Source organism: Pseudomonas sp. WT-JTC, assembly GCF_056711565.1.
Genome location: NZ_CM160042.1, coordinates 637,198 through 657,684, shown reverse-complemented (window position 1 = coordinate 657,684; position 20,487 = coordinate 637,198). Strand labels below are relative to the sequence as shown.

Annotated in this window: 17 protein-coding genes; 12 read left to right on the top strand and 5 right to left on the bottom strand. The window is 61.1% G+C overall.

Going from position 1 to position 20,487, the window contains the following annotated elements; all coding sequences use genetic code 11:
• Positions 1-152: 152 nt before the first annotated feature.
• From cobJ to cobG, 4 genes are read right to left on the bottom strand one after another with little or no spacing between them, the layout of a single operon-like run.
• Entirely contained in the window at positions 153-1,862 is a 1,710-nt protein-coding gene (gene cobJ / locus AC06G5_RS02875; RefSeq protein WP_413425514.1) for a precorrin-3B C(17)-methyltransferase, read from the bottom strand.
• Complete coding sequence (locus AC06G5_RS02870) at positions 1,862-2,596, bottom strand: precorrin-2 C(20)-methyltransferase (protein WP_413703648.1); 735 nt, start codon at positions 2,594-2,596, stop codon at positions 1,862-1,864. Before AC06G5_RS02870 ends, cobJ begins: the two co-directional genes overlap by 1 nt.
• Positions 2,593-3,219, bottom strand: a complete 627-nt coding sequence (locus AC06G5_RS02865; protein ID WP_015093293.1) for a precorrin-8X methylmutase — start codon at positions 3,217-3,219, stop codon at positions 2,593-2,595. Before AC06G5_RS02865 ends, AC06G5_RS02870 begins: the two co-directional genes overlap by 4 nt.
• Positions 3,212-4,519, bottom strand: a complete 1,308-nt coding sequence (gene cobG, locus AC06G5_RS02860) for a precorrin-3B synthase (RefSeq protein ID WP_413425527.1) — start codon at positions 4,517-4,519, stop codon at positions 3,212-3,214. The genes AC06G5_RS02865 and cobG overlap by 8 nt, the downstream gene beginning before the upstream one ends.
• A gap of 252 nt (positions 4,520-4,771) precedes the next feature.
• On the opposite strand from cobG, the gene AC06G5_RS02855 reads away from it, so the two are divergent.
• From AC06G5_RS02855 to AC06G5_RS02800, 12 genes are all read left to right on the top strand, one after another.
• Positions 4,772-5,431, top strand: coding sequence for a hypothetical protein (locus AC06G5_RS02855; RefSeq protein WP_413703649.1), 660 nt, complete (start codon positions 4,772-4,774; stop codon positions 5,429-5,431).
• A gap of 153 nt (positions 5,432-5,584) precedes the next feature.
• Positions 5,585-6,796, top strand: a complete 1,212-nt coding sequence (cbiE, locus tag AC06G5_RS02850) for a precorrin-6y C5,15-methyltransferase (decarboxylating) subunit CbiE (RefSeq protein ID WP_480458957.1) — start codon at positions 5,585-5,587, stop codon at positions 6,794-6,796.
• Positions 6,789-7,886 (top strand): cobalt-precorrin-5B (C(1))-methyltransferase, encoded by a 1,098-nt coding sequence (locus AC06G5_RS02845; protein ID WP_480458956.1) that lies wholly within the window; start codon positions 6,789-6,791, stop codon positions 7,884-7,886. The genes cbiE and AC06G5_RS02845 overlap by 8 nt, the downstream gene beginning before the upstream one ends.
• Positions 7,883-8,611 carry a cobalt-precorrin-6A reductase gene (locus tag AC06G5_RS02840; protein ID WP_480458955.1) on the top strand — a complete coding sequence of 243 codons (729 nt, stop codon included), beginning with the start codon at positions 7,883-7,885 and terminating at the stop codon, positions 8,609-8,611. Before AC06G5_RS02845 ends, AC06G5_RS02840 begins: the two co-directional genes overlap by 4 nt.
• A 252-nt stretch (positions 8,612-8,863) precedes the next feature.
• Positions 8,864-9,262: a DUF2946 domain-containing protein gene (locus tag AC06G5_RS02835; protein WP_102669214.1), complete on the top strand. Its 399-nt coding sequence runs from the start codon at positions 8,864-8,866 to the stop codon at positions 9,260-9,262.
• Positions 9,263-9,309: 47 nt separating this feature from the next.
• Complete coding sequence (locus AC06G5_RS02830) at positions 9,310-9,789, top strand: copper chaperone PCu(A)C (RefSeq protein WP_413425504.1); 480 nt, start codon at positions 9,310-9,312, stop codon at positions 9,787-9,789.
• Positions 9,790-9,810: 21 nt separating this feature from the next.
• On the top strand, positions 9,811-10,266 hold the full coding sequence (locus AC06G5_RS02825) for a DUF2946 domain-containing protein (RefSeq protein WP_413425502.1): 456 nt from the start codon (positions 9,811-9,813) through the stop codon (positions 10,264-10,266).
• Between the two features lie 191 nt (positions 10,267-10,457).
• Positions 10,458-12,575, top strand: a complete 2,118-nt coding sequence (locus AC06G5_RS02820) for a TonB-dependent copper receptor (RefSeq protein WP_413425500.1) — start codon at positions 10,458-10,460, stop codon at positions 12,573-12,575.
• 92 nt (positions 12,576-12,667) lie between these two features.
• Positions 12,668-14,047 carry a PepSY-associated TM helix domain-containing protein gene (locus AC06G5_RS02815; RefSeq protein ID WP_480458954.1) on the top strand — a complete coding sequence of 460 codons (1,380 nt, stop codon included), beginning with the start codon at positions 12,668-12,670 and terminating at the stop codon, positions 14,045-14,047.
• A gap of 183 nt (positions 14,048-14,230) precedes the next feature.
• Positions 14,231-15,019, top strand: a complete 789-nt coding sequence (locus tag AC06G5_RS02810) for an ABC transporter ATP-binding protein (protein ID WP_413703655.1) — start codon at positions 14,231-14,233, stop codon at positions 15,017-15,019.
• On the top strand, positions 15,016-15,975 hold the full coding sequence (locus AC06G5_RS02805) for an ABC transporter substrate-binding protein (RefSeq protein WP_480458952.1): 960 nt from the start codon (positions 15,016-15,018) through the stop codon (positions 15,973-15,975). Before AC06G5_RS02810 ends, AC06G5_RS02805 begins: the two co-directional genes overlap by 4 nt.
• A complete protein-coding gene (locus AC06G5_RS02800) occupies positions 15,972-16,982 on the top strand; it encodes a FecCD family ABC transporter permease (RefSeq protein ID WP_413703657.1) in 1,011 nt (336 codons plus the stop codon). Before AC06G5_RS02805 ends, AC06G5_RS02800 begins: the two co-directional genes overlap by 4 nt.
• 23 nt (positions 16,983-17,005) lie before the next feature.
• On the opposite strand, the gene AC06G5_RS02795 is transcribed toward AC06G5_RS02800, so the two are convergent.
• On the bottom strand, positions 17,006-20,443 hold the full coding sequence (locus AC06G5_RS02795) for a hypothetical protein (RefSeq protein ID WP_480458951.1): 3,438 nt from the start codon (positions 20,441-20,443) through the stop codon (positions 17,006-17,008).
• Positions 20,444-20,487: the final 44 nt, after the last annotated feature.

Sequence of the window (20,487 nt, the reverse complement as noted above, 5' to 3'; positions counted from 1 at the left end):
CCAACAGAGACAAAACGAATCTAAACCACCCAAACACCACCATCAAACCCGATTAAATGTCGACATATGTAAACGCCCACCAACCCTTACAAACACGCAGCAATTGTCGAGCGATCAAGCTCGAACAACGCTGCACCAAACCGTCATATTACTTAGTTAATTTCGCTTAATTTATCGCCATAACTACGCGGCGTATAAACCCACGACATTCCTTGCGAACGATGAAACACACGAGTCGTAGATGAACCAATCAACACCATGGTCCGCATGTCGACCTGGTCTGGAGTCAATTGAGAGAGCGTCGTCACGCGTAATGCCTGCCCCGGGCGTCCGACATCACGCCCTAACACGACTGGCGTTCCAGGTGCGCGATGTTGGCCGACGATCTCCAGCGCACGCCCCAATTGCCAAGGTCGGGAGCGCGAGATCGGATTGTAGAACGCCATTGCCAGATCAGCTTGCGCTGCCAGATCCAGACGTTTTTCAATGATCGACCAGGGTTTCAGGTTGTCCGATAGCGACAGCACACAGAAGTCATGCCCCAGTGGTGCACCAGCCTGGGCGGCCGTCGCCAGTGAGGCGGAAACCCCCGGCAAAATCTCGAGATCGACGTTGTGCCAATGGATGTCACTGGACTCGTGCAGCGCCTCCAGCACCGCCGCAGCCATGGCGAAAACCCCCGGATCCCCTGAGGAAACCACCACCACCGATCGCCCTTGGGCTGCCAGTTCGAAAGCATGGCGGGCGCGCTGCATCTCTTCGCGGTTGTCGGTGCAATGCAGCACCTGATCGGCGCGAAACGGCCCGGCCATGCGCACGTAGGTTTCGTAACCCAGCACATCGGTTGCGCGGGCCAGTTCCGCCTTCACCGCTGGTACCATCAGGTCGGCAGCGCCCGGCCCGAGCCCGATCACCGCCAGTCGTCCACGCGAACGGCCAATTTGCAACGGGTCCAGCGGCTGCTCTGCCACCGCAATGGCAACATTGTCGCTACCAAGCATGGAAACGGGCTGGCCTATGGCGGCACTCAAACGCTCGCCAAGCACCATCTCAGCCTGGGCAAAGCGCAACGGCACGCCCAATTCAAGCGCCGCCTCGCGCAACCCCGGGCTGGCCATTTCGGTGTCGGCAGCCAACAGGCAGGCGAGCGACTGCACGGCGATCTTCGCCTGATGCAATGCGTCGCGCACCGCCTGCGCAACGTTCTCCAGGCCGGCATCCGTAGCGACCACTACATTGCGCGGGTAGATCAACAATTCGTTGACCGCAGGAGCCCGTTCAGCATGACTGACATGCACCGCCAGTCGAGCCTGAGCATCTTCGGGCAACTGCGCCTGCGCCAGCCACGGGGCTTCACCCTCAATGCGCACCGTTTCGCCGGCTAACAAATCGGAAACGAAACGCTTGCCCAGCTCCAGATCGCCAAGGGCATAACCGCTGGGCGGGTTGAGCAGGCACGTGCCGAAACGCAACTCGCCGCTGGTGGTGATCGCCGCAGCGACTTCAAGTCCGGCGGCAATCTCCCGCGCCATCACATTCACGCCACCGAGACCACCCAGCAGTGGAACCACGGCGCTGCCGTCTTCGGCCACCGCCAATACCGGAGGCTCGGCGCCCTTTTCCAGCAACAGGGGTGCCAGCGTGCGAATCACGATCCCGGCCGCACACAGAGCAATGATCGGTGTGCCCTGTTGGTAGAGCTCACGCAGGGTCGCGCCAAATTCGTGATAGACCCGATCCGCACCGTCGACCCGTTCGGCCAGGCCGTGGATCGTGGCTTCGGGGTACACCTGCTGAATGCTGCGTGCGGTAGCGAGGCTGCCATTGCCGAGAATGACAATCGCCGGAACTGGACGGGTCATCAGCCTTGCCACCTTTCACCGGGAACGATGATCAACGAAAAATACGGCGAGGACATCGGCTCGACCTGATCCAGCGGCACGATCTTCTGGTTGGCCATGGTCGCACGTTCGACGTACAGCGCACGCTCGGCCAGGCCGAGTTCTTCCAGCACCTGGCGGACCTTGGGAAAGTTGCGCCCCAGCTTCATGATCACCGCTGCATCGGCATCGGCCAGGCGGCGCTTGAGTTCGTCTTGCGGCAGCACACCGGACAACACCGACAGACTCTGATTGCGATACACCAGTGGCGCACCGAGCACCGAGGCACCGCCGAGCATCGAGCACACACCGGGCACGACTTCCGCCTGATAACGCTGGGCGAGCCGGTCGTGCAAGTACATGTAGGAGCCGTAGAAGAACGGATCACCCTCGCAGATCACCGCCACGTCGCGGCCTGCGTCGAGATGCGTGGCCAGTTCTGCGGCAGCGTCATCGTAGAAGTCACTGATCACTTGCTCGTAGGACAACGGCGCCGGCAAGGCTTCGGTGGTCACCGGGTACACCAGTGGCAACAGGTTCTGTGCGTCTTGCAGGTGCGCTTCGATGATGCCGAAGGCATTGCCCTTCTTGCCCTTGGCGACGAAGTACGCCACTACAGGCGACTCGCGCAGCAAGCGCAGAGCCTTGACGGTAATCAGTTCCGGATCACCGGGACCGACGCCGAGGCCGATCAAACGTCCAGGTTGTTGCATCATTCGATCTCCGTGGCGAGGGCATTGACGGCGGCGGCGGCCATGGCGCTACCGCCCAGGCGACCCTGCATGATGACAAAAGGCACGCCACGGCTGTCGGCCGCCAGCGCTGCCTTGGATTCGGCGGCGCCGACGAAGCCCACTGGAAAACCGAGGATCAGCGCCGGTTTCGGCGCACCGGCGTCGAGCATTTCCAGCAAGTAAAACAGTGCCGTCGGGGCGTTGCCGATGACCACCACGCTGCCTTCGAGGTGCGGACGCCACAGTTCCAGGGCAGCAGCTGAGCGGGTGTTGCCCAATTCACGGGCCAGCTGCGGAACGCTCTCATCGCGCAAGGTGCAGATCACCGGATTGTTCGCTGGCAGCCGTGCACGGGTAACGCCCTCGGAGACCATCCGCGCATCGCACAGGATCGGCGCGCCGGCTGCCAGTGCATCACGCCCGGCCTTGCCTGCACCTTCGGAAAACTGCAAACCGTCGATGGCCTCGACCATGCCGCAGGCGTGAATCACACGGACCGCGAGTTTCTCCAGATCGGCCGGGATTCGGTCGAGGTTGGCCTCGGCGCGAATGATCGCGAAGGAGTTGCGATAGATCTCCTGACCGTCGCGGATGTAATCAAGCATCAAGGGGGCTCCGTGAGCGGGCGTCGAGCAGAGCCGCGACCGCTTCAATAGTAAGGTTGTATGCGTGCAGTGCGCCGAAACCCGGCTGCGCTGCATCGCGAAAATAGAGATCGTAGTGACCGGGGGCGACGGCCAGCAAAGTGACGGGCGCCGTATGCGCGGCGGCACAGGAACGCGCGCATCCGCTCAAATGCACGCTCGGCGATTGTCCGTGACGCTGCAGCAATGTAGCCAGTTGCAGGGCATCGCCCTTGGTCTCGGCCAGGCCTTTACCGCAGCCGTTCGAACCGGTGCAGGCAATCAACCGGGATAAGGGCTGATCGGCTTCGCACTGCAAACCCAGACATTGCAATTGCCGAATGACCTCGGCGGCGTTTTCCGCACGGACATTGGGCAGCAGCAGGCTTTGCCAGGGCGTGAAGCGCAGACTGGAATCACCGAACTCGCGTGCCAGTCGTGCCACGCCTCGCAGCATCGCCGGATCGAGCCGCCCCAGCGGCGGGACAGCCCCTACATAGACAACACCGGGCTCGGCCTGGGGATGGGCGCCGATATGCAAATCACTGGCACCCGAATCCCGCTGCCAGCGGACAACGGCTTGCAGCGGTACTCGCTCAGCCAGCCGAAGCAGTAAGGCCTCGACCGAATACCCGGCCAGCAAATGGCGCATCCGCGTCTGCTCGGGGCGCGCCAGTTCAAGGAACAACTCAAGGACCGCGACCACCAGCGCATGCCCGTCGTCGAGTGCAACCGAACCGGCGGGGCTGTCCGTCGGGCATCCCGCCAGACCGAACGCCAGCCGTCGCTCGCCGTCTTGCTCAAACGCCGAGAGCCACAGGTCATGGGGATGCTCGAGCATCGCCAGGTCTTCACCTCCATCGAGTTGCACGGCGAACTTGGCGCTGAGGTCGTGAAACGGTTCGTGGCTCTGCAGCGTGGCGAGGACCTGCCCTGCCAACGGGCGTGTGTCGAATAGCATGTGCCGGTCGATCCCGGCGCCGGGGCTGAGCATCAGGTTGCGCACATCGTCGCCAGCTGCCGTGCGTGGTCCCAGATCGGTAGCCAGCAGACAGTCGATCAACGCCGTTTGCTGGTTGCCAATCCCGCGGATCTGCAGGTTGGCCCGGTTGGTTGCCTCGATCGCACCGCTGGCATATCGCTCGGCGGCATCAGCCACAGCGATTGCCTGGTGCGCACGGATGGCGCCGCCGTCGAGCTTGATCCGGCAAATGCCACCATCCAATGCCTGGACGACACGCAACAACCCGGGACAGGCGGAAGGGCGCAAACGGTTGGGTATCTGACGTGACTTCACAGGACGACCGGTACAAGACGAAGGACAGCATTATGCCTGCTTTGTCCGGCCTGATGAAAAGCCCAAGCGGCTTGACGACGAAATACTCTCGACCCAGACATAAAGTTGCTTCGCTTGCAAACAGCAAGAATCAATTTCACCTATCAATCTTATTCAAACCACACAGCCACTCTTGTACGTTTGCCCAACATGCAAAACAAACAACAACGGAATATAGATATATACAAGGAGTAGTACATGAACACGAAAACACCGGCTGGAGCATTGACCGCCCACAATCTCATTTCATGCATCGAGCAACTTTCTCTGCAAGATTACGACGACTTCACTCATTGCACTCAGATAGCCACCCGGTCCGCAGACATGGTCAGCAGTCGCTTTGCCAACTCGACAAAGTGGCTGCATGAATACGTCACAACGTTGAATTTTCTTGGCTGGTCCGTCTTTCAGGATGCCATCTTTAGCCGCACTCAACACACCCTCTCGAGCAGCATTGCGGAGTTTCTGGTCCAGAGCGCTCAAGCCATGCCGGACACCCGACAAGGAAACGCCATGATCGACACCCTCGACGCGCTGAAAACCGACGAGCCCGCGCTGTATTCACTGGACCAACAAAGTCTCTTGGGAGAGCGGTTTCAGGTAATACCTGCACGCTATGACTCAAAGGGCTTTCTTGAAGTCGCCGTTTTTAATCTCGAATTGGTGACATCTACAAAAAGGAGCAACTTTCTATTTTTTCACACGGAAGAACAGACGACAAAGATCATTCAGCACCGAGCCATTCTGAAACTTGACAAAAACGTACTCGAAAGCAAAAGAGCGCTCATAGACCGCAAACGGAGCGAAATCAGGATGAAGAGATTCGACCTGCAAAAGGTACCAACAATACATCCGTAATAGTGCCCTATCACCGTCAATGACGCTTTCTCCCGCTGACAACAGGCGAATTCAATCCACACCGAGCTATGATGCACAACCGCACAGGTCGACACAGACCGACACAGACCGACAGCGCGATGATTTGGCTTCGATTGATAGAAGAGGAACAGCATGACCCCCTGGCTGACAGTGGTAGGCATCGGAGAGGACGGTTTCAAGGGGCTAGGCAAAAATGCCCGACACGCTCTGCTGAACGCCACGCGGATCATTGGCGGTCAACGGCAGCTGGATTTGTTGCCCGCCTGCATCCGCGGTGTACGGCAATTGTGGCCCAGTCCTTTCGCCCTTGAACCTGTTTTGACGAAACAGGGAGAGCCCGTTTGCGTCCTGGCCAGCGGTGATCCGATGTTTTTTGGGGTGGGAGCCAGCCTCTCTCGACATTTATCCAGCGATGAAATGCTTATTCTGCCGGCGCCCTCTTCCTGCTCGCTCGCCGCAGCACGAATGGGCTGGCCCTTGCAGGAAGTCATCACTCTTTCAGTGGTGGCCCGGCCTGTCGCCGCACTCAGCGCCCACCTGTCCAGCGGTGTGCGCTTGCTGGTATTGAGCAATGACGGCCGCAGCCCCACCGCCATCGCAGCACTGTTGCGCGAACGCGGCTTCGGCCCCAGCCGTCTCACCGTGCTGGAACATCTGGGCGGTGAAGCCGAGCGGCGCATCGACGGTATCGCCAGCGACTGGAACGATTCGCCGATCGCCGACCTGAACCTGATCGCCATCGAGTGTGTCGCCGAGCCCAACACGTTGCGGCTGTCGCGACTGGCCGGCCTGCCGGACTCGGCGTTCCGGCACGACGGCCAACTGACCAAACGCGATGTGCGCGCCATCACCCTCGCGCGCCTGGCTCCAACTCCCGGCGAACTGTTGTGGGACGTCGGCGCCGGCTGCGGCTCGATCGGCATCGAATGGATGCGCGCTCACCCCAGCTGTCGTGCACTGGCCATCGAGGCAGATGCGGGCCGCCAAACGTTGATCGAACACAACCGCGATGCCCTCGGCGTACCCGGCCTGCAGCTGGTTCGTGGCAGCGCGCCCCAGGCCTTGGCCGGGCTGGAGCGGCCGGATGCGATTTTCATCGGCGGCGGTGTCACCCGCGAAGGCGTGCTTGATGTCTGCTGGGCCGGACTCAAACCCGGGGGCCGGTTGATTGCCAACGCGGTCACCCTGCAAAGTGAAATGACCCTGATGGCCTGGCGCGAGCAACACGGCGGGGAGCTGACCCGCATTCATATCGCCCAAGCACAACCGCTGGGCGACTTCGACACCTGGCGCCAGGCCTTGCCGATTACCTTGCTGGACGTGACGAAACCCTTCGATGCGTGATGAAACCGCCGAACAACCTGCCCCTCTGCGCAGCGGCCTGACCACCGGCAGTTGCGCCACGGCTACCAGCCTCGCCGCCGCGCGCCTGCTGCTGGATGGCACAGCGGCCGATGCCGTGGAAATCGTGTTGCCCAAGGGCAAACAGGTGCAGATGCGCCTGGAGTTTTGCCGCCTCACCGAGGACGGCGCCGAAGCGGGAACTCTCAAGGATGCCGGTGACGATCCAGACGTGACCCACGGAGCCCTGCTCTACTCCCAGGTGCGCCTGAGCGCCGAACCGGGGACCCGCTTCAAGGCCGGCCGCGGCGTCGGCACCGTTACCCGGCCCGGACTGGTGCTGGGTGTCGGCGAGCCCGCGATCAATCCGGTGCCACGAAAAATGATCAGCGAGCACTTGGCCCGACTGGCCGACGAACTCGGCTACAGCGGTGGTTTCGACGTTACGATCAATGTCGAGAACGGCGAGGCACTGGCACTGAAAACCATGAACCCGCGCCTGGGCATTCTTGGTGGCCTGTCGATACTCGGTACCAGCGGCATCGTCCGGCCGTTTTCCTGCGCGGCCTACATCGCCTCGATCCACCAGGGCATCGACGTGGCGAAAACCAACGGTTACCTGCACATCGCCGCCTGCACCGGCAACGCCAGCGAAGACACCATGCGCCGGGTCTACAACCTGCCGGAAATCGCCCTGATCGAAATGGGCGACTTCGTCGGCGCCGTGCTCAAGCATCTGCGCAAAGTGCCTGTGGATAAACTCAGCCTGTGCGGTGGTTTCGGCAAGATCAGCAAACTGGCGGCCGGGCATATGGACCTGCACAGTCGCCATTCGAGCATTGACCTGCCGCAACTGGCGTCATGGGCGGCGCAGGTCGGCGCCGATGCGGCCTTGCAGCAGAGCATCCGCGAGGCCAACACCAGCCAGCAGGCACTGGCCATGGCTGCCGCAGCCGGGGTCGCCCTGGGTGATGCAGTCTGTCAGCACGCCCTGGATTTTGCCCGCAGCGTGGTGCCGGCGCAGGTTCAGGTGGAAGTCTTTGCCATCGATCGCCAGGGCGGGATTGTTGGCCATGCGGGAGCCTTTGAATGAAGCGCATCCTGTTGCTCGGCGGCGTGACCGAAGCCATGGCCATTGCCCGCACGCTGGGACCGCAGCATATCTACAGCCTGGCCGGCATCGGTCGGATACCGACGGATCTGCAATGCCAGGTTCGCGTCGGCGGCTACGGCGGTGCCGAGGGGCTGGCGCAATTCATTCGCGATGGAGGTATCGATCTGCTGCTCGATGCCACTCACCCCTACGCCGCCCAAATCAGCCAGAACGCCGCGACCGCCGCACGCTTGAGCGGCATCCCCTGCTGGGCGCTACGGCGTCCCGCCTGGCAAGCCCAGGCGGGTGATGACTGGCGGGAAGTCAGCGATTGGGCCGAACTGATCGAAGCCCTGAAGCCCTTCCGTCGACCGCTGTTCACCCTCGGTCGCGAGCCCCTGCAACACCTCGATGAGATTCCTGCACGGCAGTTCTGGACCCTGCGCGCCCTGGACCTGTATCCGGGCAACGAGCGCTGCGAAGTGATCGGTGCCCGTGGGCCATTCCTGATCGACGATGAACGTGAGTTGTTCGAGCGGCGAAACATCGACGTGCTGATCAGCAAGAACAGCGGCAGCACGGCGACCGAGCCGAAACTGGAAGTCGCCCGTGAGCGGGGGGTGCCGGTGATTGTTTTGAAGCGGCCGGAGTTGCCAAGGGTTGATCGGGAGTTTGGAGCGGTGACAGAAATCCTGACGGCCCTGTCGCTCTTCGACTGTTCCTGATCCCCCGTCCGCCGGAACTATTCCTGCAACGTCTCCGGAGCACATCGATTATCCATTCAGTGGTTCCAACCCTATAGTCCGGCGGATTCTGAACAAAGCTCAAACGCTACCGGCACTTTGAAATTCACGACTATCATAAAAGCTACGAAAGGACGGCGCTGCGACACCACACCGCACACCGTCTTTTTACTTATCGGCCCTGATCAGGCTAAATAGCCCGCGCCTGATCGCCCACCCAAACGGATTTGTCCCATGTCCCGACAACGGCTCGCAATTGCCTGGATAGCCTGCTTCGCAGTGCTGTTCAACATGCTCGCCATGCCGATGTCCGGAGCGATGGCGCAATCGGTGAAATCACCGGCCGAACAGTTGTTGTGGGGCAGTTTCTGCAGCTCCAGCGGCACCAGGATGGTGGCGATTTCCATCGGAGACCTGGAACAGAAAGCCCCGCAAAGCGACGATCATTCCAACATGCAGCATTGCTGGTGCTGCTCGGGTTCTGCGCCATTGGTGGCGCTGCCGGGGCATACGCCACAACTGTATTTCGCGCACTTCGAGTCCAACCGAAGCCTGCCTGCGACCTCTCTTGAAAGTCCGTCACCGCGCCAGCAATGGCCGAGTCTCAACCCCCGCGCCTCCCCTCTGGTTTGATTTTTTTCGCAATTGACCTGCGTTTCAAATCATTCTGGAGAACTGCCATGTTGAACAAACTCATCGTTCTGGCCGCGTTGCTGCTGCCTGCCTGCTTTGCCAATGCCCACGAATACAAGGTCGGCGAACTGGAAATCGCGCATCCGTGGTCCCAGGAGTTGCCACCCAATGCGCCCACCGTTGCGGCGTATTTCGTGATCAACAACGAAGGCAAGACCGCCGACCGCCTGCTCAGCGTCGACACCCCCATTGCGGGCGAAGCGCAATTGCATGAACACCTGATGCAAGGCGACGTGATGAAAATGCAGCACGTACCGAGCGTGGAAGTGCCCGCCGGTGGCGAGGTCACTTTCGCACCGATGGCCTATCACGTGATGTTGCTGGGTCTCAAGGATCGTAGCCTGCTGGTTGACGGCAATCGCTTCCCGATGACGCTGCACTTCGAGAAGTCCGGTGACGTGACGGTCGAAGTCGCGGTGCAGAAGCAGGCGCCGGACAGCCTGCAAGCGCACGTGCACACGCCGTAATCGCCTGAGCTGAAAACGCCCATGCGCTCGCTTAGCGCCAGGTCACCCAGGTCGCGAAATCAGGCAATGAGCCTGACACGCGGCAGCTGGATCAGCCTGTTCGCCATGCTGATGATCTTTATCGGTCCGCTGATTTCTCAGTCGATGCCGATGGATTCGCGCGCCATGTCGATGAGCATGCCTGCGGGCATGAGCATGGACATGCCGATGGACATGTCGGCGATGGAGCATGCCGACCATGGCACGCAAGCCACCGCCGAGCACTGCCCGCCTGCCCCGGGGCACCATGTGCTGTGGGAAAAGTGCGGCTATTGCAGCCTGCTGTTCAATTGCCCGGCGCTGACCGGTGGCGTGTCCTTCGCCAACTTCGTCATTCCACCCGTCAACACCTTCACCACCCCCTCTGCGCGCCAGGGCCATGCCCGGCAAACCTACTTTCCCGGCGCCCGCACCCGCGCCCCGCCCGCCATCGCGTAAACACTCACTTCTGATTTCACACGGTCCGCAAGACAGCCAAAGCAACCTGTGGGAGCGGGCTTGCTCGCGAACGCGGTGTGCCAGACGGCATCAATGTTGACTGTCACTCCCTCTTCGCGAGCAAGCCCGCTCCCACAGGGATTGCGCAGGCTGCCGGCCGTGTCGTTTACGACTGTTCGATGGAAATTGTCATGTCCAGGTTTTCTGCTGTCCCGTGCTTGAGCCCTGCCCAAGCCTCCTTTGCCCTGAACGAATCCGCTGTTCGTTTCGGGCACGCCACCGCCATCCTGTGCGGTGCCTTGCTGGCGCCTTCTGCGCTGGCCGATGACCATGCCGGTCACAGTGAAGAACTGAGCCCGACGGTGATTACCGCCGTTGCACCCAGCTCGCCATTGACCATCGTCACCAACCCCAAGGACCCGCGCCAACCGGTGCCGGCCAGCGATGGCGCCGATTACCTGAAAACCATCCCGGGCTTCGCCCTGGTGCGCAATGGCGGCACCAACGGCGACCCGGTGCTGCGTGGCATGTTCGGTTCGCGGCTGAACATTCTCACCAACGGCAGCATGATGCTCGGTGCCTGCCCGGGCCGGATGGACGCCCCAACCTCCTACATCTCGCCGCAAACCTACGACAAGCTCACCGTAATCAAAGGCCCGCAAACCGTGCTGTGGGGGCCGGGCTCTTCAGCCGGTACCATCCTGTTCGACCGCGAACCGGAGCACTTCGGCGAGCTCGGCACACGGGTCAATGCCAGCGTGCTGGCCGGCTCCTACGGCCGCTTCGACAAACTGCTGGACGCTGCAGCCGGCGGCCAGTCGGGTTATGTGCGGGTCATCGGCAACACCGCACACTCCGACGACTACCAGGACGGCAACAACGACACCGTGCCGTCGCGCTATGAAAAATGGAACGGTGATGTGGCGCTGGGCTGGACGCCAAACGCCGACACCTTGCTGGAGCTGACCGCCGGCCGTGGCGATGGTGAAGCCCGGTACGCCGGGCGCGGCATGGACGGTTCGCAGTTCCTGCGCGAAAGCCTTGGCCTGCGTTTCGAGCAGTCCAACATCGGCGACGTACTGGATAAGGTCGAAGCACAGGTCTACTACAACTACGCCGACCACGTGATGGACAACTACACCCTGCGCACGCCGTCCGGCACCGGGATGATGGCCGGTCCCATGGCCTCCAACGTCGACCGTCGCACTCTCGGTGCGCGGATCAAGGCCACCTGGCGCTGGGCCGATGTGCAGCTGATCAGCGGCATCGACGCGCAGACCAACGAGCATCGCCAGCGCAGCGCCATGGGCATCGACACCTACAAGGACCTGCCGTACACCAAGGATACCGATTTCCATAACTACGGCGTTTTCGGCGAACTGACCTGGTACGCCGCCGACCGTGATCGCCTGATCAGCGGCGCACGCCTGGACCGTGCCTCGGCCAAGGACTATCGGCAGACCATCGGCTCGGGAATGATGACCCGCCCGAATCCGACCGCCGACGACACCCGCGCCGATACCCTGCCGAGCGGTTTCATCCGCTATGAGCACGACCTGGCCGACAACCCGACCACCGTGTATGCCGGCCTCGGTCACACCCAGCGGTTCCCGGATTACTGGGAGCTGTTTTCACCCAAGTCCGGCCCCGCCGGCTCGGTGAATGCCTTCGATTCGATCAAACCGGAAAAAACCACCCAGCTCGATTTCGGCCTGCAATACAAGACGGAAGTACTTGAGGCCTGGGCTTCGGCTTACGTCGGGCAGGTGCGCGACTACATCCTGTTCAACTACACCCCGACAATGATGGGTACAACCTCGCAAGCCGAGAACATCGACGCGCGAATCATGGGCGGTGAACTGGGCGCTGCTTACAACTTCACCGACAACTGGAAAGCCGACGCGACCCTGGCCTACGCCTGGGGCAAGAACAGCAGCGATGGCACGGCGTTACCGCAGACGCCTCCGCTGGATACCCGTTTCGGCCTGACCTACAGCGAAGACAACTGGAGCGCCGGGGCACTGTGGAGAGTGGTTGCCGCGCAAAACCGCATCGACCTGAACAAAGGCAACGTGGTCGGCAAGGACTTCGACAAGACGCCGGGTTTCGGCGTGTTTTCCCTCAACGGTGCCTATCGGATCAACAGCAACTGGAAGGTCAGCAGCGGCGTCGACAACCTGTTCGGCAAGGCTTACGCCGAGCACTTGAACCTGGCCGGCAACGCCGGTTTCGGCTTCCCCGCCAATGACCCGCAAGCCATCAAGGAGCCGGGGCGCACGCTCTGGACCAAGGTGGACATGAGCTTTTAAGAGCATCGCTGTAGGAGCGAGCTTGCTCGCGATCGGTTGCGCAGCAACCGCCAACACACAACTAAAAGATCCAGCCAAGCGGAGCACACGAGATGAAACAGCCCAAAGTGAATTTCTACAACCTGGCCTGGCGCTGGCATTTCTATGCCGGATTGTTCGTGGCGCCTTTCATGGTGATGCTGGCCCTGACCGGCACCATTTACCTGTTCAAACCGCAACTCGATTCGCTGATGTACAGCAGCTGGCTCAACGTCCCTGCCGGCCATCACACCCTGGCGGCTGACGACCTGCTCAACCGGGTGAAAGGCGCCTATCCACAAGTCACGATCAAGCAATACCTGCCACCGATGAACGCCGAACGCAGCGCTCAGTTTGTCGTACTCGACAGCGGCAAGGAACTGAACGTTTTCGTCGACCCGTACCACGGCGACATCCTCGGTGAGCAAGACGCCAAGAAGAACCTGCAAGCCATCGCGCGGGCGATTCACGGCGAATTGATGATCGGTACCGCCGGTGACCGGCTGGTGGAACTGGCCGCCGGCTGGGGCGTGGTGCTGGTGGTTTCCGGGGTGTTCCTGTGGTGGCCACGGGGCCAGGCGGCCGGCATTCTGTGGCCACGCCTGAGCAGCCGCGGCCGGGTGCTGTGGCGTGACTTGCACGCCGTCACCGGGTTCTGGGGCGCCTCGCTGTTGCTGGTGATGTTGCTCAGCGGCATGACCTGGACCGGGTTCTGGGGCGAAAAATTTGCAGGCGTGTGGAACGTGTTCCCTGCCGCGATGTGGGATGACGTGCCGAAGTCCGACATCGAGGCACGCAGCCTCAACAGCGCCACGCGTCAGACCGTGCCGTGGGCCATGGAAAACACGCCAATGCCGATGTCCGGTGACCACGCCGAGCACATGGCCCACGACGGAGCGCATGCTGGCCCGGCAGCGCCGACCATCAGCCTGCAAGACGTACAAGACATCGCCACGCAGAGCAAGGTCGAGCCGGGCTACAGCATCACCTTGCCGAAATCCGCAACCGGCGTGTTCACCATTTCGGTGTTCGCCGATGACCCGCGCAACGACGCCACCCTGCATGTCGATCAATACAGTGGCAAGGTCCTGGCCGACGTGCGCTACGAGCAGTACGGCACCGTCGCCCGCGCCACGGAAATCGGCGTGATGCTGCATGAAGGCAAGATGTTCGGCGTGTTCAACCAGATCATCGTGCTGCTGATCTGCCTGATGATTTTGCTCAGTGCCGTCAGCGGTGTGGTGATCTGGTGGAAGCGCCGCCCGCAAGGAAAACTCGGCGTGCCGCCGCTACGTCACGACCTGCCGAAATGGAAAACCGCGATGGTGATCATGTTCGTTCTGGCGGTGGCCTTTCCGTTGGTGGGTGCTTCACTGGTAGCGGTGTGGTTGCTGGATCGCCTGCTGCTGTCGCGTTTTACCCGGCAGACTGAAAGCGCGTCATCTTCATCATGAAACAGGCGAGATGCGCGGGGCTCAATGGGCTGTAAACTCCCCCGCGCATGTCGTTCGCTCGACTTCTGCTTTGACCTCAAGGCCCCCATCGCGAGCAAGCTCGCTCCTACAGGAATCACGCAATTCCTGTGGGAGCGGGCTTGCCCGCGAAGGGGCCATCAGCATCACCTCAAGAGTTACTGCATGACCTCGCTGAATCTGACAAGCCTCACCTGGTCCCCACTGGGTCACGGCCATTGCCATCACCAGTTCCAGTTGCGTGATGTCTCTGCGCACGTGTCCGCCGGTGAGTTCGTCGGGCTGATCGGCCCCAACGGCAGCGGCAAGACCAGCCTGTTGCGTTGCGCCTGGCGCTTCAACAAACCGGAGCACGGCGAGGTCATGCTCGATCACTGGAATGTCTGGAAGCAATCCTCGCGCTGGTGTGCGCAACGCATCGCCGTGGTGTTGCAGGAGTTCCCTGATGCCTTCGGCCAGACCGTCTTTGAGGTGGTCGCCATGGGCCGCACGCCGCACAAAGGCTTGTTTGATGGCGACACGCTTGAAGACTCGAACCTCATCAACCAGGCCCTGGCGTCAGTCGGTCTCGGGGGCTTCGAAGACCACGGGTTCGCCACTCTCTCCGGTGGTGAAAAACAGCGAGTCATCCTCGCCCGCGCCCTGGTCCAGCAACCTCAGTTGTTGATCCTCGACGAGCCGACCAACCACCTCGACCCGCGATATCAGCTTGAGCTTTTGAAGTTGGTCAAGCGCTTGAACATCGGCACCCTGGCGAGCATTCACGACCTCAACCTGGCTGCGGCTTTTTGTGATCGGCTGTACGTGATCAACCATGGCCGTATCGTCGCCAGCGGTACGCCGAAAGAAGTCCTGACGGCTGTGCTGCTGCGCAATGTGTTTGGCGTCGAAGCGCTGATCGATGAACATCCGCTGCACGGCTACCCACGAATCACCTGGATAACCCAACCATGACTTTGCGTTCCCTGCTGCGCTCCTGCCTCTCTCTCGCGATGCTGCTGGGCAGCGTCCAGGCATTGGCCGAAGCCACCCACTACCCGCTGACGATCAAAAGCTGCAACCGCGAATTGACCTTCAAGCAGGCACCGCAACACGCACTCAGCCACGACATCAACATGACCCAGATGATGCTCGCCCTCGACCTCAAGCCACGGATGGCCGGTTATAGCGGCATCAGCGGCTGGAAGGCCGTGACGCCCGAGATGCAGAGCATTCTCGACGGCCTGCCGGAGTTGGCGGCCAAATACCCGTCGGTGGAAACCCTGCTCGATGCCAACGTCGATTTCCTCTTCGCCGGTTGGGACTACGGCATGCGCGTCGGCGGCGATCTCACCCCGCAAACCCTGCAACCGTTGGGCATCAATGTGTATGAGCTGACCGAGTCCTGCGCCTTCGTGATGAAGCGCCCTGCCGCGACCCTGGAAGACACTTACAACGACCTGCGCAACCTCGGCAAAATCTTCGACGTGCAGGATCGCGCCAACGCGCTCATCGCCGACATGCAGAATCAGGTCGCAGAGATCGGCAATGACTTGCCGGTGGAAAAACCCCGGGTTTTCCTCTACGACAGCGGCGAAGACCGCGCCATGACGTCCGGTCGCCTCGGCATGCCGCAAGCGCTGATCGACGCCGCTGGCGGGCGCAACATCCTCGATGACGTCGACGCGAGCTGGACCCGAGTCAATTGGGAGACCGTGGTCGAGCGCAATCCGCAGGTGATCGTGATCGTCGACTACAGCGAAATCACCGCCGAACAGAAGATCCGGTTCCTGCTGAACAACAAGGCGCTGCAATCGGTGGATGCGATCAGGGACCAGCGCTTCATCGTCATCCCTTACGTGCAGGCCACACCGGGTATCGACAATGTGCTGGCAGTGGCAACCCTCGCCAAAGGTTTCCACGGCGAATGATCAATCGTCGTTTTGCGCTACTGCTGATCGCCCTGGGCGCCGTGCTGCTGGTGTCGTGCGTGGTGTCGCTGGGCTTCGGCCCGGCTCGGGTGCCGGTGGACGTGGTGTGGCGGATCCTGCTGCACAAACTGTTCGGCATCGGCGTGCAGGACTGGAGCGCCGGCCAGGAACACATTGTCTGGCTGATCCGCGTGCCGCGCATGTTACTGGGTGCGCTGGTGGGCGCCGGGCTGGCACTGATCGGCGCGGTACTGCAAGCGGTGACACGCAACCCGTTGGCGGATCCACACCTGCTCGGTGTTACCTCCGGCGCCACCCTCGGCGCGGTGATTGTGGTGTTGCATGTCGGCGAAATCGTCGGCCTGCTGACGTTGCCGATTGCCGCATTCATCGGTGCGTTACTGAGCATGCTGGTGGTGCTGATGATCGCCAGTCGCCACGGGCGCCTGGACAGTGACCGGTTGCTGCTGTGCGGCGTGGCGGTCTCGTTCGTGATGATGGCGATCGCCAATCTGTTGCTGTTCATGGGCGACCATCGCGCCAGTTCCGCGGTGATGTTCTGGATGCTCGGCGGGCTCGGGCTGGCGCGCTGGGAGCTGCTCACGGTGCCGGCACTGAGTGTGTTGCTCGGGCTGGTTCTGTTGCTCGGCATGGCACGACCGCTGAACGCATTGATGGCCGGAGAACAGACCGCCGTCACCCTGGGCCTGAATGCCCGTGCAGTGCGCCTGCGAGTGTTCGTGATCGCTTCGCTGATGACCGGTGTACTGGTGTCGATCAGCGGCTCCATCGGCTTTGTCGGGCTGATGGTGCCGCACATTGCGCGTCGACTGGCGGGTGCCGAACATCGTCGGTTGCTGCCGGTTTGTCTGTTGCTCGGCAGCGTGTTCCTGATGTGGGTCGATGTCGCTGCCCGCACGCTGATCGCCCCGGAAGACTTGCCTATTGGCATCGCTACCGCAGCGATTGGCGGGCTGTTCTTTATCGGCCTGATGCGTCGCTGCTGACGTAGCGCACGAACCTTGCGCAGTTACAACTCGTCGCGCTGAAACCTGACCGGTGCCAGTGGCAACTGGCGGCGAACGACCTTCCAGTTTTGACCCAACCGCCCCGTACGGTTCCAGAAAGCGGCCGCCTGCAATACCCGCAACTCGCCGATTTCAGCCAGTTTCGAAATGAAATCCGCCATCGACAATTTCGTTTCCCACCGACCGTCGACCAAATCGACCTGGCGGGTCAGCAACAGCTCCTTTTCAACCTGCGTATTTTCGGGTACGTACTTGATCAGCGCACCATGGGGCGTCGAGTAGTAGTACGCACTGATGTTGAAGCCTTTAGCCTTCAAGGCATGAGTATGAAGGCGCATCAGCGTCGGCGAAGTGAAGCTGCTGTAGACCTGCTCTTCATCTGCTGCCAACGCAGAGACGCCCGACAGGTAGAGCTGATGGCTCGCCATCAGTTTGTAGCCTGGCGCAAAGCGGGGGACTTCATTTCTGCGGGTGGTATCAGGATCCGTGAGCGTGCGGAAGATCCGACCGAGGCCGGCAAGGCTCTCATCCGTTTGCGGCAATGGCTCCAGTCCGCAATAGGAATAGGTATCGGGTTTGGCCACGATGGCGCTCTCGTAGGTGGTCGTCTGCGTGTAGGCGCTTCCCGCGCGCCGCTGAATGTAGCTGGCAGCATCGTCGGGATGATGGAATATCGGCCCCATGGGCAGTTCAGGCTTCCAGCTCCAGAGCTCCTGCTCGGACATGCCCGGATGACGCGGTTGCCAGTATCGCGCCACATAACCCTTCACCCAGCAATCACTGGATACCAGAACCTCCAGTCTCCCGAACTTGACCATGCGCTGGATGTAATCGCCCAGAGTGAAGGTGCGCAGGCTGATATTACGCAGGTCGGCGCGCGCCTGTTCGAACGAGCCAAAAGTGCCTAGGAGTCTCTCCGACTGACTGTCCAGTTCGGGTGGTACCCCTGGCGTGTAGTAGGCTGTTTCAAATTGCAAAAGTGCACCATCGGCACAGGAAAAATAAACAGGTTTGTAACCATTGCTGACCCTGGCCCTTGCCAATACCTGATGCACTGCCATGGGCGAGAAGAAAAAGCTCCCGAACTCGTCATCACCTGCGTCGTTCTCATTGCGCGCGGCACATAGATAAACGCTTGAAACGATGTAACCCGATGGCAATTGCCCTTCGGGAAAGACACGGTCATATGCCAGTGCCGAGTCCTGCACCGCCACCGGTAAAGTGCTGTGATAGGTGCCAAGGCGCTCGTTGTGCAAAATGAACCCGAAACCGGGGACCGCACGTTCGCCCGCCTGCTCATGGGCAAACCGGGCTGCGGCGGACTCTTGAGCAAACATCGGGCTGTAACGCGGCTCGCTGCTCGCTGTGGCAGGCGAAAGTGTGTCGGGCTCAACAAGGGCGACAGCGAGCTGATCGACTGTACGTGGCACACCCCAGGTCGGGCTGCCGACCACTACCTGCAAATAGCCATTCCTTGCCAGCGAGTCGATCCATTCGACCGGGCTCAAATCCCCTTCATGGATACGCTTCCTGATCCACTCCGCGTCCAGGTCGTGGGGCAGGTTGCCATAACCGTTCAGCGCGCGGGCCAGATCGGCATGCAACTGCCTCCAGGTCCCGCAACGGTAACGGATCACCGAACCATCCGGCCCGAACAGGTATTCGTCCAGAAACCGCCCGCCTCGGTTGAACGCGGTGTATACAACCTTGACCGAGAGCATGTTGAGGTACAGTTGCCTCTGCTTTTCTTCAAGGATCACCGGCACAGTCCGGCTCTGGCGCGAACGGTAACGGCCGACGATGTAACAACCGGCAGGAAAAAGCCCCGCGCCGATGCTTTCGTCCGGGAAGATCCACTCCACAGCGAAATCCTCATGGAGCGCAATTACTGGTTGAGTGGCGACAAACAAGCCGTCCGGACGCTTCAATACCAGACCGCCATAGACCCTGTCGGTGTCAGCCGGAATTCGGGAGCGCGCGGACAACACCGCATCATCGGCCGTCGCGAAGGCCGCGCTCAACTGGCATCGCTCCAGATTCAGGGCGGGACGCCAGTTGATGTCGACCGGGCCTTCCCTGTCCCACACAGCATTGGTATGCAAGACGCTCAATGCGCCACTGTTGGCCACCACCTTCACAAAATCGCTGGAGGTCAGTTTTCCGTTGGCCAGGTTGGACTGAACATCCTCCAGCCCCATGTTCGGTGTGTCGTTATCGAATAGCTTGCTGTTCGGGCGCAGGGTGTACTTGAGCAGTGCACCGTCCTGCGTGCCGATATAAGTTGGGATCGCGCCGGGCCTTTCGACGATGGGTGGTCGTCGGGAGTCATACACGACAATGAACAGATCTCTGGGCACGATGAAGTGCCTGGCCAGCCATTCACGATTGGGGCGGGTATGGGTGACCCGCTGACGCGAATAAAAATAGGAGTGGCGCTTGAAGGATTCCGGCGCGACCAGCTCCATGAAGTCGGGGGTAAGGGGAAAGAGACTGCGACGTGAAAACAGCTTGTCACGAACACCATTGACCGCCACCAGCTCCGTCGCGACGTACTCCTCCTTGCCCTGCTGCTTGAGGATAAAGCCGAACCAGGTCTGCTCCTGGTTGGTCTGGCCCCTCATTCGGGAGAAACGGTCCTGCGCGGCTTCATCCGCCGAGGAAAAAATCGCGCCGTAGGCCACCTGTTGTGGCACCGGCCGTTCGCCAAGCGTCGGTAACGGACTCCACTGACCGGTTACCTTGCCCCGGTATCCCCATGGCGTGTTGTCGACGACTATCCGCAATGTGCCTGCCTGCGCCACCTCCCGGACGAACTCGACCGGCAGGACACTGCCCTGCTCAAGGCCTTGCGCCAGAGGCCCCGGGTTAGCCGGAGTGCCAAGACGCTGCAACAGACTCTGCCAGCCTGCACTGTCTTCCTCGAACCACAACAGGCTGTCTTCAGCCCCGGACAAATAGGCCGGAACATCTGACGTGACGATATGGAACAACTCGTGGATGCTGAACATCTGCAAGCTCACGGTCGCGTCCATGCGCGACCACTTCAGGCGCTGTATCTGCGCCGCATCGAGGGTCGACAGCGCTTGGTGCGAGTAGAACCAACTGTCTAACTGATGATTGGCCGGATAGACCGGCCGGCCTCGTCCGTCCACCGCGAACAGCTGGGTTTCCAGCAAGTGGTCCCCGGCTTCGACCGGCTCGGTGACGACAAATCTCTGTGCACCGCGCTTGAAAATCATCGCGACAAACTTGCGGTCACGTCGTTGGCCAACCTGTTCGTGTGCATACCGCGCCGCGTCATCGGCCGAGAGAAATTCGCGGCTCATCAGAGGCGCGGCATTGTTCGGGGCTTTGTTCTCATCCATGAAAGTGCTCCAACCTGAATACAGACTTAAGTGAGCACTCAGGTTATCCAGTGCAAAAATCCCGGAGCGGTACATATGTATATCGCCAGGCACCACTTGGGCGCACAGCCGTGCCCTGC

Bases quoted from the DNA above. Each gene is read 5' to 3' on its own strand.
- cobJ (WP_413425514.1), bottom strand. From the start codon at position 1,862: ATGACCCGTCCAGTTCCGGCGATTGTCATTCTCGGCAATGGCAGCCTC.
- AC06G5_RS02870 (WP_413703648.1), bottom strand. From the start codon at position 2,596: ATGATGCAACAACCTGGACGTTTGATCGGCCTCGGCGTCGGTCCCGGT.
- AC06G5_RS02865 (WP_015093293.1), bottom strand. From the start codon at position 3,219: ATGCTTGATTACATCCGCGACGGTCAGGAGATCTATCGCAACTCCTTC.
- AC06G5_RS02855 (WP_413703649.1), top strand. From the start codon at position 4,772: ATGAACACGAAAACACCGGCTGGAGCATTGACCGCCCACAATCTCATT.
- cbiE (WP_480458957.1), top strand. From the start codon at position 5,585: ATGACCCCCTGGCTGACAGTGGTAGGCATCGGAGAGGACGGTTTCAAG.
- AC06G5_RS02845 (WP_480458956.1), top strand. From the start codon at position 6,789: ATGCGTGATGAAACCGCCGAACAACCTGCCCCTCTGCGCAGCGGCCTG.
- AC06G5_RS02840 (WP_480458955.1), top strand. From the start codon at position 7,883: ATGAAGCGCATCCTGTTGCTCGGCGGCGTGACCGAAGCCATGGCCATT.
- AC06G5_RS02835 (WP_102669214.1), top strand. From the start codon at position 8,864: ATGTCCCGACAACGGCTCGCAATTGCCTGGATAGCCTGCTTCGCAGTG.
- AC06G5_RS02830 (WP_413425504.1), top strand. From the start codon at position 9,310: ATGTTGAACAAACTCATCGTTCTGGCCGCGTTGCTGCTGCCTGCCTGC.
- AC06G5_RS02825 (WP_413425502.1), top strand. From the start codon at position 9,811: ATGCGCTCGCTTAGCGCCAGGTCACCCAGGTCGCGAAATCAGGCAATG.
- AC06G5_RS02820 (WP_413425500.1), top strand. From the start codon at position 10,458: ATGTCCAGGTTTTCTGCTGTCCCGTGCTTGAGCCCTGCCCAAGCCTCC.
- AC06G5_RS02815 (WP_480458954.1), top strand. From the start codon at position 12,668: ATGAAACAGCCCAAAGTGAATTTCTACAACCTGGCCTGGCGCTGGCAT.
- AC06G5_RS02810 (WP_413703655.1), top strand. From the start codon at position 14,231: ATGACCTCGCTGAATCTGACAAGCCTCACCTGGTCCCCACTGGGTCAC.
- AC06G5_RS02805 (WP_480458952.1), top strand. From the start codon at position 15,016: ATGACTTTGCGTTCCCTGCTGCGCTCCTGCCTCTCTCTCGCGATGCTG.
- AC06G5_RS02800 (WP_413703657.1), top strand. From the start codon at position 15,972: ATGATCAATCGTCGTTTTGCGCTACTGCTGATCGCCCTGGGCGCCGTG.
- AC06G5_RS02795 (WP_480458951.1), bottom strand. From the start codon at position 20,443: ATGTACCGCTCCGGGATTTTTGCACTGGATAACCTGAGTGCTCACTTA.